The 17742-nt window shown below is 38.3% G+C and carries 14 protein-coding genes; 8 read left to right on the top strand and 6 right to left on the bottom strand.

The window, feature by feature from the left end:
- Positions 1 to 61: 61 nt before the first annotated feature.
- Positions 62 to 1681 (top strand): bifunctional UDP-sugar hydrolase/5'-nucleotidase UshA, encoded by a 1620-nt coding sequence (ushA, locus tag PSM_RS17220; protein ID WP_013463153.1) that lies wholly within the window; start codon positions 62 to 64, stop codon positions 1679 to 1681.
- A 125-nt stretch (positions 1682 to 1806) separates the two neighbouring features.
- Here ushA and PSM_RS17215 read toward each other — a convergent pair whose 3' ends face one another.
- Entirely contained in the window at positions 1807 to 2754 is a 948-nt protein-coding gene (locus tag PSM_RS17215) for a hypothetical protein (RefSeq protein WP_016899144.1), read from the bottom strand.
- On the bottom strand, positions 2754 to 3623 hold the full coding sequence (locus PSM_RS17210; protein WP_013463151.1) for a hypothetical protein: 870 nt from the start codon (positions 3621 to 3623) through the stop codon (positions 2754 to 2756). Before PSM_RS17210 ends, PSM_RS17215 begins: the two co-directional genes overlap by 1 nt.
- A 236-nt stretch (positions 3624 to 3859) precedes the next feature.
- Here PSM_RS17210 and PSM_RS17205 point away from each other — a divergent pair, with 236 nt between their 5' ends.
- From PSM_RS17205 to PSM_RS17195, 3 genes are all read left to right on the top strand, one after another.
- Positions 3860 to 4714 (top strand): S1/P1 nuclease, encoded by an 855-nt coding sequence (locus tag PSM_RS17205; RefSeq protein WP_013463150.1) that lies wholly within the window; start codon positions 3860 to 3862, stop codon positions 4712 to 4714.
- A gap of 43 nt (positions 4715 to 4757) precedes the next feature.
- On the top strand, positions 4758 to 7964 hold the full coding sequence (locus tag PSM_RS17200; protein WP_013463149.1) for a TonB-dependent receptor: 3207 nt from the start codon (positions 4758 to 4760) through the stop codon (positions 7962 to 7964).
- A 327-nt stretch (positions 7965 to 8291) separates the two neighbouring features.
- Positions 8292 to 11480, top strand: a complete 3189-nt coding sequence (locus tag PSM_RS17195; RefSeq protein ID WP_013463148.1) for a TonB-dependent receptor — start codon at positions 8292 to 8294, stop codon at positions 11478 to 11480.
- Positions 11481 to 11528: 48 nt separating this feature from the next.
- Here PSM_RS17195 and PSM_RS17190 read toward each other — a convergent pair whose 3' ends face one another.
- Complete coding sequence (locus PSM_RS17190) at positions 11529 to 11960, bottom strand: MarR family winged helix-turn-helix transcriptional regulator (RefSeq protein ID WP_013463147.1); 432 nt, start codon at positions 11958 to 11960, stop codon at positions 11529 to 11531.
- Positions 11961 to 12112: 152 nt separating this feature from the next.
- Between PSM_RS17190 and hmgA the strand changes: the two genes are divergently transcribed.
- The gene (hmgA, locus tag PSM_RS17185; protein WP_013463146.1) at positions 12113 to 13414 is read left to right on the top strand and encodes a homogentisate 1,2-dioxygenase; all 1302 of its coding nucleotides are present in this window, start codon (positions 12113 to 12115) and stop codon (positions 13412 to 13414) included.
- A 7-nt stretch (positions 13415 to 13421) separates the two neighbouring features.
- Complete coding sequence (maiA, locus tag PSM_RS17180; protein ID WP_013463145.1) at positions 13422 to 14051, top strand: maleylacetoacetate isomerase; 630 nt, start codon at positions 13422 to 13424, stop codon at positions 14049 to 14051.
- Between the two features lie 9 nt (positions 14052 to 14060).
- Here maiA and PSM_RS17175 read toward each other — a convergent pair whose 3' ends face one another.
- A complete protein-coding gene (locus PSM_RS17175; RefSeq protein WP_008112333.1) occupies positions 14061 to 14294 on the bottom strand; it encodes a TIGR02647 family protein in 234 nt (77 codons plus the stop codon).
- A 102-nt stretch (positions 14295 to 14396) separates the two neighbouring features.
- Here PSM_RS17175 and PSM_RS17170 point away from each other — a divergent pair, with 102 nt between their 5' ends.
- Together PSM_RS17170 and PSM_RS17165 are read left to right on the top strand one after the other, a co-directional pair.
- Complete coding sequence (locus tag PSM_RS17170; RefSeq protein ID WP_013463144.1) at positions 14397 to 14699, top strand: DUF1496 domain-containing protein; 303 nt, start codon at positions 14397 to 14399, stop codon at positions 14697 to 14699.
- Between the two features lie 97 nt (positions 14700 to 14796).
- Positions 14797 to 15105 (top strand): VF530 family DNA-binding protein, encoded by a 309-nt coding sequence (locus tag PSM_RS17165; protein ID WP_013463143.1) that lies wholly within the window; start codon positions 14797 to 14799, stop codon positions 15103 to 15105.
- A gap of 42 nt (positions 15106 to 15147) precedes the next feature.
- Here PSM_RS17165 and PSM_RS17160 read toward each other — a convergent pair whose 3' ends face one another.
- Together PSM_RS17160 and PSM_RS17155 are read right to left on the bottom strand one after the other, a co-directional pair.
- Positions 15148 to 16770 carry a diacylglycerol kinase family protein gene (locus PSM_RS17160; RefSeq protein ID WP_013463142.1) on the bottom strand — a complete coding sequence of 541 codons (1623 nt, stop codon included), beginning with the start codon at positions 16768 to 16770 and terminating at the stop codon, positions 15148 to 15150.
- A gap of 309 nt (positions 16771 to 17079) precedes the next feature.
- On the bottom strand, positions 17080 to 17700 hold the full coding sequence (locus PSM_RS17155; RefSeq protein WP_013463141.1) for a TetR/AcrR family transcriptional regulator: 621 nt from the start codon (positions 17698 to 17700) through the stop codon (positions 17080 to 17082).
- Positions 17701 to 17742: the final 42 nt, after the last annotated feature.

Below are 17742 nucleotides of genomic sequence, written 5' to 3'. Positions count from 1 at the left end.
CCTCGAACTAGTTTAAACTAGCCGCCTACTATACTGAGTTTTGTTAATCGATAGGTATTTTATGCGTATTCTTGTTTTTCTCATTTTATTTCTTGGTTTATATGGCTGTGTCAGTGACTCAGTCAATAAACCTGCAGCACACTATTTAACTGTTCTTCATACCAATGATAATCATGGTCGCTTTTGGCATAATGAAAAAGGCGAATATGGTATGGCTGCGCGTAAAACCCTAATCGACCAGCTAAGAGCCGATGCAAAAGCACAAGGGCATCAGGTTTTATTATTATCAGGTGGCGATATTAATACCGGTATCCCTGAATCAGATCTACAATTTGCTGAGCCCGATTTCAAAGGCATGTCGAAAATTGGCTATGACGCAATGGCACTAGGTAACCACGAGTTTGATAATCCATTAAGTGTATTAAGACAGCAACAGCAATGGGCTAATTTCCCTCTTTTATCAGCTAATATCTTTGATAAACAAACTAATGAAACTATCTTTGAACGTTATAAAATATTCAACAAAGGCGGCTTAACCATTGCTGTAATTGGGTTAACAACGACAGACACCGCTAAAATTGGTAACCCGCAATACATTGGCCATTTAGATTTTAAAGATCCGGTTGAAATAACCGCCTCACTTACCCAAACATTAAAAGCAAAATACAATCCTGACATTACCATTGCGGTAACGCACATGGGGCATTATGTAGATGCCAATTATGGAATAAATGCCCCAGGTGATGTCACACTTGCCCGCTCTTTAGATAAAAATGCCCTTGATATGATTATTGGTGGCCATTCCCAAGAGCCAGTGTGTATGGCTGCAGAAAATGTCACAGATGAGAATTTTAAGCCAGGTTTAGCCTGTAAACCTGATCGACAAAATGGAACCTGGATAATGCAAGCCCATGAATGGGGTAAGTATGTGGGTAAAGCGGAGTTTAAATTAGAAAACGGTCAATTATCACTGCTAAGTTATCAATTATTGCCCGTTAATTTATACGTAGATAAAAAGCAAAAAGACGGTAGCGTAAAATCCGTACTTGCTGCAAATTACATTAAACCAGATCCAGCACTGCAAACCTTTTTAGCGGCATACCAACAAAAAGGGGCAAAGCAAATTGAAGGTAAAATTGGCTTTGTGAATGACAGACTCGAGGGAGATCGAAATAAAGTACGCTTTGAGCAAACTAACCTTGCCCGCGTTATTATTCAAGCGCAAATGAATACCGTAGGTGCCGATTTTGGCATTATCAGTGGTGGCGGTGTTCGCGATAGCATCAATGCGGGTGACGTGAGTTATAAAGACATACTCAAAGTACAGCCTTTTAAAAACCGTGTCGCTTATATCGATTTCAAAGGCAATGATATTTTAACCTATTTAAATGTCGTGACGCGTTTCCCACCAGACTCTGGAGCCTACATGCAATACCACAACTTAGCCTTTGAGCTTAAAGAGGATCAAGTAACTAACGTGTTCATCGCCGGCAAGCCGCTTGATATAAACAAAACATACCGCATGAGTATTAATGAATATAATGCTTCTGGTGGCGATAGTTACCCTAAAATTACTCACATGAAAGGATTCGTAAGCACCGATGAAACGGACGCTCAGGCATTAAAACGATTTTTTGCAGAGCACAGCCCTGTTGATGCACATGAGTTTGCACCTAAATAGTAATCTGTATTGAACAGTGATGAGTGTCATTGATATAGTCATGACACTCATCGTTGAGGTTTATGTGCTAACCAAACCAATTTAAGCTCTCTTAATCAGAGTTATGGTTAAGTAGCAAAGCACGATTACTTTCCTATTATTTCTATATTTCCTTGACCCACATTTGCTAACCCATAACTGTGCATTCGTGAGCGTGAGCCCTCTCCAAATGCTTTCGGTGGGTAGTATAATCCCTTTTGTTCAGGGCAATCATTTAACACGTCATCCAGTGCCGCACGAATTTCACTTAATGTTTTCTCTAGACTGTTATTAAAGTTTGGACGTTTTCTTACTGTATGACCAAGCTCAACTAAACGATAGAAATACTTATTGGCAAGCTCTATCAATTCCTCGGGTACATTCTTGTTATGATTAAGCTTGATCTCTGGATTGTTAGTGCAATATTCAACAAGCGCTAAATAAAAACATAGAGGTTTGTTTGCCAAAGCCACTTGGTGCTCCAAAGAAACGCTACTAGATAAGGTTTTACTTTTTAAATCAATAATCAGGGTTAATGGTTTTGACTCTGTAGTATTTGATTCTGCGTGAATAACCTGTTTATCATCATTTTTGTTGATATATGCTAATTTTATTAGGTATGTTAGTAATATGCTAAGAATAAAAAGCATCCCATAAATAGCTATCACATCACGCGTAAAATACGGCTGCCTCAAAGACAAAACAATAAACACCACACCATTATTACTATTTAACTCTCGAATAAACTCTGTGGAAGTTTTTAAAGAAGCATCAAATTCATGTTTTGGCGTTATAGCTACAACCTCAATACCGGTACTATCAATAAAGGTGTTTAAGGTTTGAATATAATTAAGTAAAGCTGCTTTATTACCTGAGTGTTTAAGCAGCTCATTTGATAAATCTAACAAAGGTAAGTCTAAAGCGATTCGTTTTTCTATTTGTATTATTTGTAATTTATTTACTTGCTGTTGTTTTTGTATTGTCGAAAAATAAAATACTGACGAGAAAACCAAGAATAAAAAAATTGTGCATATTATCCATATTAACCTATTCATTACGACTCCCCTATAAAGGTAACGGGGTAACTATTGCACTGCCAATATGGCTCAACATCTTGATAATATTGAAACGATTGTTCCTTAGACATACTCAATAAGTGAGACTGTACAGCACAGAGTAAATCAGTATTGTTATGCTGCATTTTTAAGTACCAACGGGTGCCTGCCACATTACTACTAATAGGCGTAATATAATTTTTTGAAAAACGCTGACTGTCACTTTCTCTCCAAAAAGAGGCAATAAGGTCTACTTCCCCGTTCGCCAATAATTCTCTCAACTCATTGTGTGAACTCGCATAGGTTATTTTTAGCTGAGCAATGTTTAGGCCTAGCTCTTTAAAGGCTTGCTTGGGTAAAATGTGTCCTGAGCGACTCGTTGGATAATCTAACAGACCGATTTTTTTATCTAAAAAATATTGTTTGCTGATCTTAGGTTTTTCTTTTGAAGAGATAAAAAATGCAGTGTAATCAGAAAAGCCAACCACAGGCTGATAGTTGTAAGTAGATTCAGCCTTAAACGCATCCATGATATTATTTTTCGCTAAAATTAAATCTGCAATACCTTTACCTACAAACTCTAAGCTATCAACGGTTCTATATCCCCAATAGCCAATGACAGAGCCATACTGTTTTGCCACTACTTTGTCGCCACAGAGATTTTGAGTAAGTAACTGAGCAACGTATTTTGAGGGGGTAAATACTATAAGTTGACTCTTATTAGCCGTTGCCGTTGTTTGACATGTCGTTGATGTCTCTATTATCACTGGGAATGTTATATCTTCTTCGCCCACAATAACTTGACCTGAAAACCAACTTAGCAACACGCCCAGAAACATAAATATAACAATCGCTGTTTTATGCAACATTAACTTCTTAATATTCAAAAAACACCCATTTAAATTAGAGTAATAGCTCATTTGAACAATTTTAATTACTTATTACAACAGGTAATTTTACCTGTCAAACCCAAGCCATTGAATAAAAACAATTTTAAACAAGAAAATATGAATTTTATTGAGTCCTTTCTATCAACCAAAAAAATGAGGACAATTGACCTTATCAGCGTTTACAAAATAAATGTCACACTAACTAGGATGCTTCAATGTACAAAAATGTAAAATATTCGCTTTCTTTAACACTTTTAATTAGTGCAATATTTGCAAGCACAGATTGTAATGCTTGGGGCCAAAACGGGCATCGTGTAGTGGGTAAAATTGCAGAGTCGCACATAAGCGAAACTACTAAGACTGCACTTATCCCCTATCTCAACGGCGAATCTTTAGCTCAGATTTCAACATGGCCTGACGAAATGCGATCTGCACCAGGTGACTTTTGGCAAAAAAAATCATCTCGTTGGCATTACATTAATGCTGATGACAACGCGACCTTTAGTTTTGACCACGACCACACTAAACACAAAGAATCAGTAACAAACATATTAGAAGGCATTCACTACTCTATCCGCGTGTTGAAAGATGATAAATCAAGCCTTGCGGCCAAACAGTTTAGCTTGCGTTTTTTGGTGCACTTAGTCGGCGACAGCCATCAACCATTTCATGCAGGAAGAGCAGAAGATAGAGGCGGCAATCGCGTTAAGGTTTCTTTTTTTAACCAACAAACCAATCTTCATAGCTTATGGGATACCAAGTTAGTAGAAAACGAAAACTTATCTTTTACTGAATACGCTCAGTTTATAAATACCAACAACAGCGAGCTAATTAGTGAATATTTACAAAGTACACCAGCAAGCTGGCTTGAAGAGTCGCACAACTTAGCCCTAAAAATATATGACTCAACAGAAGAACAGATTAGCTACGACTATATCTACAACAACACCCCTATTGTGAAAACACGCTTGCAACAAGCGGGAATTCGCTTGGCTGGATTGTTAAATACATTATTTGATCCTGCTAACACGCAATCAAAAATGGCCTTAACACAGCAAACACAAAAATAAATTTAGTTTCTAACTTAAATCATCTACATGGGAAATCAACATTATGACTAAGCTTCGCCTTTCGAAATTAACTGGGGCTGTAATTCTAGCTCTAGGAGTTTCAACAAGCGCTATGGCTGCTGACACTTCATCTGCAATGCGTGGTAAAATAACCACACCTTCAGGTGCGAGCGCTGCAAACGTTAAAATTAAGGTTGTTCATCAACCAACTGGCACAATTAGTGAACTAACGACCAATGAAAGTGGTACTTTCATTGCGAATGGTTTGCGTGTTGGTGGACCTTACACTGTGATCATCGACTCTGATACGTTTAACGATACCACCGTTGAAAACATCTTTTTAAACCTTGGCGAAACTTACAGATTAACATCGCAATTAGCGCCGCTAAACATTGAAAAGATTGAAGTCTCTGGTTATAAAATTGTACAACAGTCAGGTGGCTCTAGTAGTACGTTTGGCGAAGATACTATCAATAATATGCCTAGCTTTAATCGTGACATTAAAGACATCGCACGTTTAAACCCACTTGCTAGTATTAATGGTAGCGGCGAGCTAACCTTTGCCGGTAGCAACCCACGTACAAATGGTTTAACTGTAGATGGTATTGGCCAAAATGACGACTTTGGTTTAAGTTACGGCGGCTACCCTACTTCGCAGCCCCCTGTAGCCCTTGATGCGATTGAGCAAATATCTGTTGATGTTTCTCCATTTTCAGCCTCTAAAGGCAACTTTGGTGGTGGTACTATTAACGCGGTAACTAAGTCAGGTACTAACGAACTTAAGTTTTCTGGTTTTTACGAAACATCGACACCAGATATTGCTGGCGATGTAGACAGCATATCTCAAGTGTTTGCTGATAACCGCCCTGTTTTAGATGACGATGGTCACCGCACATACATTGTTGAACAAGTAGAACCTAATCAAACTGAAAAACGCTACGGTTTTAATGTTGGCGGCCCACTTATAGACGATACCTTATTTTACTTTGTTAACTACAACAAATGGTCGAGTGAACTAGATTTAGATTATGGTTTTGAAGGTTCAGGCGCAACCAACGAATACGATGTGAGTGAAGAAAGCTATAACCGTTTCCTTAATATTCTAAATAACGAATACGGCTTAACAGACTCTCTTGGAGGCGACCCTAAAGACACCAACGAAACATTACTTGTAAAATTAAGCTGGAACATTGCTGATGATCATCGCTTAGATTTTACCTATCAGTGGCAAGATGACAAAGATGAAACAAACTTTGGTACTGGTGGCACATCAGTTCAGTTTGCATCAAGTCGTTATACCTACGCAACCAAGTTTAATAACTTTGCTACCAAGCTATATTCAGATTGGAATGAAGACTTTTCAACTGAAATCGGTATTGCATACAAAGATGTATCATCGAGAAGTTTAACAAATTCTGATATTGGTAGCGTTAAAGTTGAAGAATACTTCCGCGGGCCTTCTTATAACTTTGGTACAGATGAGTTTCGCCATGCAAATAGCTCAGCAACAGAAAATTTAACACTTTCTCTTGATGCCACTTATTTAATGGACGAGCATGAAATTAACTTTGGTATGCAATATGAGTCGTTAAACTTATACAACCTTTTTGCAGCTAACTCTCTCGGTTCATGGGAATTTGATAACTTTAATGGTTTCGAAAATCGTGAAGTAGGTAACTACAAAGGAAAATACGATTTTAGCTACAGCAATGCCTTTACAAATAACCCTAATGACACTGCTTACGACGCAACCCGTAATCAATTAGCACTTTACATTGAAGATACTTTTTATGTTGGTGATGATTTAGAAGTAACGGCAGGTGTTCGTTATGAGCGTTTATCTTCTGATGATAAACCAACACTCAACGAAAACTTTTTAAACACCTATGGCTTTAGCAATCAAGAAAACCTCGATGGGTTAGATATTATTCTACCGCGTATTGGCTTTAAGTATTACGCTACAGAAGCATTAACAGTTAACGGTGGTGTAGGTCGTTTCCAAGGTGGTATCCCTAACGTTTGGTACAATAACTCATTCCAAAACGATGGCATTACTTTTGTAGATGCACCTCAAAGTGCTATTAACGATTATTATGCTAATAATCAAGCTGATATCACTCAAGTACCAGATGCCATAAAAGGCTCTTTAGTTCAAGGTGCAGGTAGCACTAACTATGTTGATCCTAACTTTGAACTACCGTCAAGTATTCGTGCACAACTTGGATTTGAGTACGACTTTGATTCTGAATTACTAGGTGAAGGCTTTAAATGGCAAGCAGAAATTGCTTATCACAAAAAAGAAAACGAAGCTGTGTGGCATAACACCGCCATTAAACCTGTAGGTGTAGCGGCCGACGGCGAGCGTATCATCTATGAAAGTATTTACAGCGGTGATTTAGCTGATAACTTTGATATAGCAATGACTAACTCAACTGATGATGGTCGTTCTGTTATTATTACAACAGCACTAGCTAAAGAGTGGGAAAATGGCCTTTATATTTCAGCAAGCTATGCACATCAAGATGTAACAGAAGCGTCTTCAGGTTCTTCATCACGTGCACAAAGCAACTATCAGTACAATATCACTAAGAGCCGAAATGAAGACTTTGCTGCCCGTGGTGCGTATGAAGTAGAGCATAGCTTTAAAGTTAATTTAGCGTATAACACTGAGTTCTTCAGTGGTTATGCCACAAGATTTAATGTGTATTTCGAACGTCGCTCTGGTCGTCCATTTAGCTATACTATGGGTATGTATCAAGATAGTGACTTAGGTGATACGCGTGACTTTTATTCAAGCTCAGCTTATTTAGCGTATATTCCAACTGGTGCAGATGATACCAATGTAAATTGGGATGAATCAGGGCTATCATGGAGTGAACTTGAAACACTACTTAATAGAGCGGGTATTTCTGAGCGAGGTCAAATCTTAGATCGTAACTCAGGCACGCAACCATGGGTTACCACTATGGATATTAGCGTTAAACAAGAGATCCCTGGTTTTGCAAAAGGTCATAGCGGTGAGGTTTACTTTATGATTGATAATTTTGCTAACTTATTAAACAGTGATTGGGGCGTAGAAAAGCGCTTAGGTTTCTCTGACCAAGCAGTTTACGACTTTGGCGGCTTAGACGATCAAGGTCGTTATATAATTGATAGCAGATTTAATGGCGCTGATGTTCGTAACTATAGCCAATATCAAACTAGCTCGTCTGCTTGGCAAGCTAAAATTGGTGTTAGCTATAAGTTTTAATACATAGCCTGTACATCAAAAACTCGTAAAATTAAAAAAGCCATTACATGCATGTAATGGCTTTTTTTATGGAAAAAATCACTTTTCATCTGTTTGTCATAAAAACTACTTACTATTTGCACGGTAAAATATTGAAACATAGATAAAATGCTAAATTTCATAAATAAAGTGTTTTATAATAAAAAAATTACAGTTGTATTTTATTTGTAACAAACAAATGAGGTACACTATGTAAGTATTTTGGGTTAAGTGTATTTTGCGGTCGCTTAATCCAAAATTAAAATAAAAAAGCTATTAAAAGTTTATTTAACTACACGGGAAAATAAAATGAAAATTCAACTTCGCAAAACAGCTCTATCACTTGCTATAGCAGCATGTGTTGGTGTGAGTGGTGCTGCAATTGCAAACGAAACAACCTCTGCAATTAAAGGTCAAATAAAGGGTCCTAACGGTAACCCTGCTGCAGGAACTAAAATTACTATTTTACACGTTCCTTCAGGCTCTGTTAAAACAACTGAAGTAAATGACGCTGGTTACTTTACTGCTAAAGGTCTTCGTGTTGGCGGCCCTTACAAAGTAATCGTAGACTCAGACATCTATGCTGACCAAGAGTTCAATAATATTATCTTGAACATTGGTAGCGACTACCCTGTTAATACTTCACTTGAAAATATCTCAGATGTTGAACAAATCGTAGTAACTGGTCGCCCTATTAGCACTATGTCTGGTGGTACGGGCCCTGCTTCAACATTTACGTTAAGCGATCTTGAAAATCAACCAGCTATTAACCGTGATTTAAAAGATATTATTCGTATTGACCCTCGCGTTGCTATCGATGATAGCCGTGGTTCAATCAACTGTGGTGGTGGTAATCCACGTTTTAACAGCTTAACCCTTGATGGCGTTCGTATGAACGATAACTTTGGTTTAAGCTCAAACGGTTACCCTACTATTCGCGCTCCATTCTCTTTTGATTCAATCGAGCAAGTAGCGGTAGAATTAGCCCCTTTTGATGTTCAATATGGTGGTTTTACATCATGTAACATCAATGCAGTTACCAAATCTGGCGGCAACGACATTCACGGTGGTGTATTCTACGATTACACTAACGATTCGATGAAAGGCGATAAGATTGAAGGTAATGACGTTGATAACGGCGATTACAGTGAAAAACGTTATGGCTTTAATGTTGGTTTACCGCTAATTAATGACACGCTGTTCCTTTTCACTTCTTACGAAAAACTTGAAGGTGTTAAACAGTTTAACTATTCATCTTTAGTGTCTTCTGCAGAAATTGATGAAATTAAACAAATTACACGTGATGTTTATGGTTACGAAGCCGGTGCAACACCAGCTAGCTCACCAGTAGAAGATGAAAAAATCTTAGTGAAGCTAGATTGGAACATCAACGATGACCACCGTGCTAACCTAATTTATAACTACAATGATGGCTTTACTTTATCGCAATCAGATGCAGATGGTGATGAGCTCGCATTTGACAGCCACTTTTATGAGCAAGGCGCAGAGTTCACTTCAATCGTTGCATCACTTTACTCTGATTGGAATGACAACTTTTCAACTGAAGTTCGTTTAGGTAAATCAGAGCTTGACGCTCGCGTTCAATCTTTAGACGCAGCAAGCGGTTTTGGTGAGTTCCAAATCAGCACAGATAATGCCACGGTGTACGTTGGTCCTGATGACTCTCGTCAATCAAATGATTTAAACTACGATACCACAACAGCTAAATTCTCAGGTACCTACTACCTTGATCAGCACACGATTACCGCTGGTTTTGAGTATGAAAAGTTAGAAGTATTTAACCAATTCGTACAACATACTGAAGGTGAATGGCGTTTTGCTTCGATTGACGCATACAGAAATGGGATTGCTAATGCAGTTTATTATAATAACTCTGCAAGTACGAATAACCCAAATGATGCAGCTGCTAACTTTGCTTATTCACAAAATACATTTTATGTACAAGATGAATACAGCTTTTCAGATATCGATGCATCATTAACATTTGGTCTTCGTTACGACAGCTATTCAAGCGATGACAAACCAACATTAAATCAGAATTTCACTAATCGTTACGGTTTTAGCAATCAGTCAACGTTTGACGGTATTGATTTAATTCAACCACGCGTAGGTTTTGAGTGGTATGCAACCGATGCACTAGAAGTACGTGCGGGTGTTGGTTTGTTCTCAGGCGGTAACCCTAATGTATGGTTGTCTAACTCATATTCAAATGATGGTATCACCAATATTGGTGCTTATATCAGCGATATCAGTAATTCTTATAAAGTTGGTTCTGGTGATGATGAAGTCACTCTAGTTGACCTATTTGATACGCCAAATGTAAATGGTGGTACTCCAGGTTACGACGTTCCACAAGATATGTTTGATAAAGTAGCAAATACTGAAATTGGTTCGGGTGATGCTACAACAAACGCGGTAGATCCTAACTTTGAAATCCCATCAGAGTGGAAGTACTCTTTAGGTGCTACATATACTACAGAAAACGACTATGTTATTGCTTTGGATTATCTTTACACTAAGAAGCGAGATGCAGCGACTCTTGTAGATATTGCTTTACAAGATTCTGGTAAAACTACTTTTGATGGTCGTCCTATCTATGAAAGAAAAGAAGATCCATTAAATCCAGGTAAATATCGTAGTGGTGAACTATTACTAACAAATGTGAATGGTGATAGTGGTGAGTCTTCAATTATATCTGCTGCAGTAAGTAAAGCATTTGATAATGGCGTTAGCGTTCAGTTCTCATACGCTTACACTGATGCAGATGATGTAAACCCAATGACTAGCTCTGTAGCCAGCTCAAACTACGGTAACCTAGCAACATCAAACCCAGGTAACCCTGGCGTGGCATCATCTGATTACGAAATCCCACATCGCTTTACATTAAACCTAGGTTATAAACACGAGTTCTTCGATGGTTATAACACCCGCTTTAACCTATTTGGTGAAGCATACAAAGGTTTACCATATAGCTTTACCTACAAGAGTAATCGCGACACGGGTGCGGGCGATATTCAATTTGGTGATAGAAACTCTAATGGCGCGCGTCAATTATTGTATGTACCACTTGAAAATGATCCAAACGTTGTCTACAACATGAGTGCTGATGAAATCAATGAGTTTAATGACTTTATCGCATCTGAAGGTCTTAAACGTGGTGAAATCACTGGTCGTAACCAACAGAACTCTGATTGGTTCGTTAAATTTAACTTTAAAATCACTCAAGAAGTACCTGGCTTTATGGATGGCCATAAAGGTGAAGCATTCTTCGTAATCGATAACTTAACGAATATGTTAAACGATGATTGGGGTGTGTTAAGAAAAGGTTCTTTCGTGGGTAATAAGATGGTTGAAGTAAATATTAATGACCAAGGTCAATACGTTTACTCAAACTTCAGTGCACGTAGTGCTGAACAGTCTGTACAACGCGATGCCTCTTTATGGGAAATGCGTGTAGGTGTTCGTTACACGTTCTAATTTGATTGATTAAATTAGTGTATTTAAAAGCCCACTTAGTGGGCTTTTTTATGCCTGTAATTTATTTTTTAATTTATCAAAAATTGCGATTAGCTGATGCTGTTCAGCATCCGATAGGCAGCTTAATAATGCACGCTCCCACTGCAATGCTTGTGGCGTTATTTTTTCATATAAAGCCATGCCCTTATCACTTAGCATCAAAAATGCAGCGCGCTTATCATGCTTATTTAACTCGCTATAAATAAGCCCTTCATCAATTAGCGTTTTTACTGCCCTTGATACTGTCGACTTATCCATATCTGCTTGAATGCATAATTGCTTAGCTGTGCTTTGGCCTGATTGCGCTAAATTAGCCATTATTCGCCACTGAGGAATAGTTAAATCAAACTCTTTTTTATAAATACTGGAAAAATCATTACTTACCTGTGTTGCTAAGTGTGTTAATTGATAAGGTAAAAATGTCGTTAAATCTATTTTCATATTGAATCACTTATTTATTTACATACGACTTTTATTTGTTCACTTTTATTTACAAGGGTCATAATCAGTGTGTTTGATATTAGTCTCACTTGAGAGTATCTTAGCGTAAATAACAAAAATATAACACTCCCCCACTTTCACAGGAGTCAGTAATGGCGACACAATTAAACTATATGACCGGCTTTGGTAATGAATTTGAAACTGAAGCGCTGCCTGGTGCATTACCGATAGGGCAATTTAGCCCGCAAAAAGTAAAATACGACTTATACGCAGAGCAATTTAGTACCACTGCATTTACTGCTCCGCGCGCCGATAATCGCCGCACGTGGATGTACCGTATTCGTCCATCTGTTGTGCAAGGTGATTACACAGCCATAGACAATGGCTTAATTAGAACAGCACCCATTACTGAAGTGCCAACGCCGCCCACCATGCTTCGTTGGGATCCCATTGATATACCAGCAGAACCTACTGATTTTATTGATGGGTTGATCACAATGGCTGCAAATGGCAGCGCCAATGGGCAAGCCGGTATTGGCATTCATGTTTATGTCGCTAACAAATCAATGGACAAGCGCTTTTTTTATAACGCCGATGGCGAAATGTTATTTGTACCACAACACGGCGAGCTATTACTTAAAACAGAACTCGGGCATTTAAGTATTAAAGCCGGTGAAATTGCGGTCATTCCGCGTGGCATTAAGTTTCAGGTTCAATTATTAACTGACACAGCCCGTGGGTATATTTGTGAAAACTACGGCCATGCTTATGTTCTTGCTGAGCGCGGCCCTGTGGGCGCAAATGGTTATGCTAACGACCGTGACTTTCAATATCCAGTAGCGGCTTTTGAAGACATTGAAGGCGAATTTGAACTTATTGCTAAATTTAATGACAATATGTTTCGTTGTGATATTGGTCATTCTCCTCTGGATGTTGTTGCTTGGACAGGCAATAGTGCGCCTTACAAATACGACTTAGCTCGCTTTAATGTCATGAATACCGTTAGCTTTGATCACCCCGATCCATCAATTTTCACGGTACTAACCTCGCCATCAGGCACTGAAGGCGTTGCAAATATCGATTTTGCTATTTTCCCACCGCGTTGGATGGTGGCTGAAAACACCTTCCGCCCACCTTATTATCACCGTAATATTATGAGTGAGTTTATGGGTTTAATTGAAGGCGTTTATGATGCAAAAGAGCATGGTTTTGTACCTGGAGGGATGAGCTTACATAACTGTATGTCGCCGCATGGTCCTGAGGCGGATGTATTTGAAAAAGCGTCAAACGCGGACTTAGAACCACAACGCTACGATAATACGCTGGCGTTTATGTTTGAGTCACGTTATGTAATATCGCCAACTAAATACGCATTAGAAGGTAAAGAGCGCCAAGCTAATTACACTGACTGCTGGCGCACAATTAAAAAACACTTTAACGGCAATCAAGGGTAATTAGATTATGAAGCTTTATACTTATTTTCGCTCATCTGCAGCGTATCGTGTGCGCATCGCATTAAACCTAAAAAATATTGATCACCAGTTGGTGCCGGTAAACTTATTAAAATCAGAGCAACAAAGCACAGATTACTTACAGAAAAACCCTCAAGGACTTTTACCTGCTTTAGAAACAGAAAACGGCGTATTAGGACAATCTCTAGCAATTTTAGAGTACCTTGAAGAGCAATACCCTGAAACACCATTGCTGCCTGGTAATGCATGGCAAAAAGCACACATTCGCAATTTAAGTTATGCAATTGCCTGTGATATCCATCCGATTGATAATTTACGAGTGCTTAAATATTTAAGTAGTGAACTCAATGTTGATGATGAAGCAAAAAATAAATGGTACCGCCACTGGGTTGAAGTGGGTTTTGAAAAAATAGAACGCATGCTCGATAGTAAAAATACATTTTGCGCAGGCGAGTCGCCAAGCTTAGCTGATGTATGTTTAGTACCGCAGGTATTTAATGCCATTCGTTTTAAAGTAGATATGGCTGCCTACCCTAAAATAGCAGCCATATATCAGCGTTGTAATGAGTTGGCAGCCTTTATTGATGCAGCCCCTGAAAATCAACCTGATGCAAACTAATAGAGTAAATTAACTTTTAAGTGCACTGTGTATTACCGTCACATGCTCAATTAAATCTAAGCCCAGTTCGGTTAAATAACCGCCATCTGGGCTATCTATAACCCCTTTATCGAACAAACGTTGTGCTGCGCTTAGTAAGGCGGGTTCAGCGTCTGAATGAAGTTTAATTCCCTGCATTTTGCTCTCGCGTGGAAATTTTGCTAGTAGTGTAAATTCGTCAATCATGGTTTGATTAAATAGCATATCAGTTCACCTTTTTATTGTTCTGTGTTTTACTTATATTGTCTTACTTACCCTAGCATGTTTTTTGCTAAGTGTACTTATTTTAAACACTGGAGGTTTTTGATGCGTTATTATTTTACTTCGTTTATTACTGTTTTATGCTTGTGTTTTTCAGCTTTAAGCTTCGCTAGCACAATAAAAACGCTTCCTATTGTTGATGCTACCCAGCTTATAAACACTAACACTGAGTGCTGGTATGATAATAAACGTTACAGCGAAGGAGCTATACTGCAGGTTCACTCAGTTACGCTTATTTGTGCTGCAAAGTACCCCCAACATAACAACAGTCAATTGATTTGGCTAAAGCTTGATAAGCAAGGTAACCTTATTTACCCCAAGAAGCCTGCAACTATTACTGTAAATTAATCAAGATTAACAATCTGGAATCTGCCAGCCATCTCCAAACTATTAAGATGCGGTGGGATACGTTACAATACATGCAGTTTAAAAAAGCAGTGTGACTATGAATAATCAACCAAAAAACCCGCTACATGGGATAACTTTAGAGCAAATTCTTGTAGAACTAGAGCAACGTTTAGGCTTTAAAGCAATGGGTGAACAAGTAAACATAAAATGCTTTACTGATTCTCCGAGTATCAAATCAAGCTTAAAATTTTTACGTAAAACCCCATGGGCAAGAGATAAAGTAGAAGCACTTTATATTCATACCATGAGTAATAAACCGCTACGAAAACCCAGAAATAAACCAAAACCAACAGAGCCCACGCAACCTGATACATCAGATTTTGTATGGCCCTCTATTAAAAAATAAATGAGTGCTAAATGGCGTAATATTTACGCCATTTTTAGTCAGTTAGTTTTGTTCTTGGCATATTACATTCAATGAAGCAGGGTTAATATTCACTACCACTTTATCGGCAGATTTAACCTCACCATCAATTACATAATCTAGCGTTTTATCTGCGCTTATCTCTACACGTTTTGCGTTAGTATAATGCGAGTTAATAGCAAAATGTGTTTGCGTGATACTGCTAAACATTAGCTCAGCAATACTCAATACTGTGGTTTCATTGTCTTTGTTTGGCGTTAACCAGTTTACGTCTAATAATCCATCACGGTGGTCGGGTTGTCCCCCACCTTGGGCTAAAAGGGTTGTAAATGGGGCAGCATTAGCGACAATAAAGCTATTTGTATTAATAGCTTCAGGCTCATTATCATCGAGTTTAACCATCAGCTTTTGCGCTTTATTCTCGCCAAAGGAATGTAAAAACCCATTTAAATAAGCAAGCTGGCCAGATTTATTTTTCGACTCTCTATCTGCTTTTTCAATCATTGCATGCTCAAAGCCAATGCCAATTAGCAATAACATCAAATCGTTATTACAATATGCGGTATCGATCAGGTTTGTCTGACCATCAATTATTAAATCGCACGCTTGCTCAACAGGAATAAATTTAGATTTTATTCCCATCAGCACATGGGCCAACGCATTAGCTGTCCCCAACGGTATAATTCCTAATCGACAAGACGTACCCACTAAAACACTCGCAACCTCAGTGACTGTGCCATCTCCACCGCAGGCAATTATAATATCAGGCTCGTGCTCTATAGCTTGTTTAGCCAATGTAATGCCGTTTTGTTCCGGTGTAGTTTTTAAAATGGTTAAATCATAATAAGCAGATAAACGTGTAACGATTAAATGCTCTTTTTCAGACCATAACTTAGTGCCTGATACAGGATTAGCAATTAAATATGCTTTATTTTTTATCAGTAGCTCCCCCCTGCGATGACGCTTAACTAAATGGCGTAATTGGCGTTTATTAAGATTGGCTGTTTCACGTGTTTCTTTGATTTGAGCAAGAATGTCATGTACATCAGCTTCTTTATTTTGACTCAATAAATACGCTGCCATAACAAACACCGAACGTCCGCGACCTAATGCACAATGCACCACAACACGACGGTCTTTCTTTATATGGTGATGGATCCAGTTAATTGCCTGGTTTAATTGCGAGTGAGTAGGCACACTATGATCAAGAACAGGAATGTTTAAATAACTAATATTTTCTTGGGTAGATGTCCACTCAAGTCCATCAAATTCACAAGTCACATCTAAAATAGCGGTAATGCCATTTTCTTTTAATGTATCTATATCAGAGGGAAACAAACGACATGCTAAAAATAAATTATCGTTTATTTGTTGAATTGGGGGTACCTTATCGTGTTTGCGTGACCATGCATTATAAATTTGTGCACCTAACAAAAAAGGAACAAATGCCCAACGAATGTAAAAAGGGATAACGCCATTTTCTCGCTTTCTGAATATTTTTCCCGCATTAAAAAAATAAGCACCGCTGACCAATATCAGCGACAGCGCCGTCCAAAAAAACGCAACCGCGAAGTAAACAGAATTAACCTTTAATCCCAGTACTATAAATACTAATGCTGTTACAAGATAACTGACTGCAGCCCACATGTGCTCTCCTTTAAGTTGGCAGCGCCATATTAGCGCCTTTAATATAGTCCTAATTTGCAAGTAATACGCCAAAAAAGCAATTTATCTTGTTTGTTGTCGTTTCGCCACCGGCGTTGATATCACATCAACTGGCTATAACCCACTGTTAATCAATGCTTTTTTAATATAAAAAAGGAATAACTTTACGCTAAAACATCGTACTCAGTTTTTATTGATTACGCTTAAATAAAAGCAGCTTAATTTATATAACTCTTTCATATTTACAACAATATCAGTCAAATATTCATAGTTATTTAATGCTTCAACTTATTATTTATCAAATGGCATAAGTAATGTTTTCATCGCTGGGCGCAGTGCAATCAATACAGTTTCCTCGGTCAATTCAGGAAATAACATTTTTCGTAATAGCAGTCCCGCCATCACTGAGAAAATCACATTAATGCGGCTTTCGAGTTCTTGCTCTGAATGTGATTTTATTAAACTACTTTCATTGACTAATAAATCACGCATTCTGTTACGTGCTTGCGTATCAGCCTCGCGTAGTAATAAAGCGACTTTTTTGTTTCTACTGGCCTCTGCCATCATGTCTAAGTCAACTACGCAGGCCCCCGTGTCCATATGACGCTGCACACCATGGTGTAAGCCATCAAGTAACACTGTTAAAATATCGCCAGGTTGATCTTCAAACTCTTGAAATATGGAAAACATTTCTTCCATATCTTGTTCAATAATACTTTCAATTATGGCTTCTTTACTTTCAAAGTAATTATAAATATGGCCGGCACTCATCCCGGCTGTTTTAGCTATTTCTGCCATACCTGCGCCATGGTAGCCTTTGCGACGAAAACAATCAGCAGCGGCGGTTAATACCTGCTCGCGACGCGCTTGTGCTTGCACCGGATCTAGGTGTTTTTTATTTTTAGGTTTCATTTGAAACTCCAGTATCGAGTCTCTCAACTCGAAATATTTAGC

Source organism: Pseudoalteromonas sp. SM9913 (assembly GCF_000184065.1).
Taxonomy (GTDB): Bacteria; Pseudomonadota; Gammaproteobacteria; order Enterobacterales; family Alteromonadaceae; genus Pseudoalteromonas; species Pseudoalteromonas tetraodonis.
This window is presented reverse-complemented; position numbering and strand designations above follow the sequence as displayed.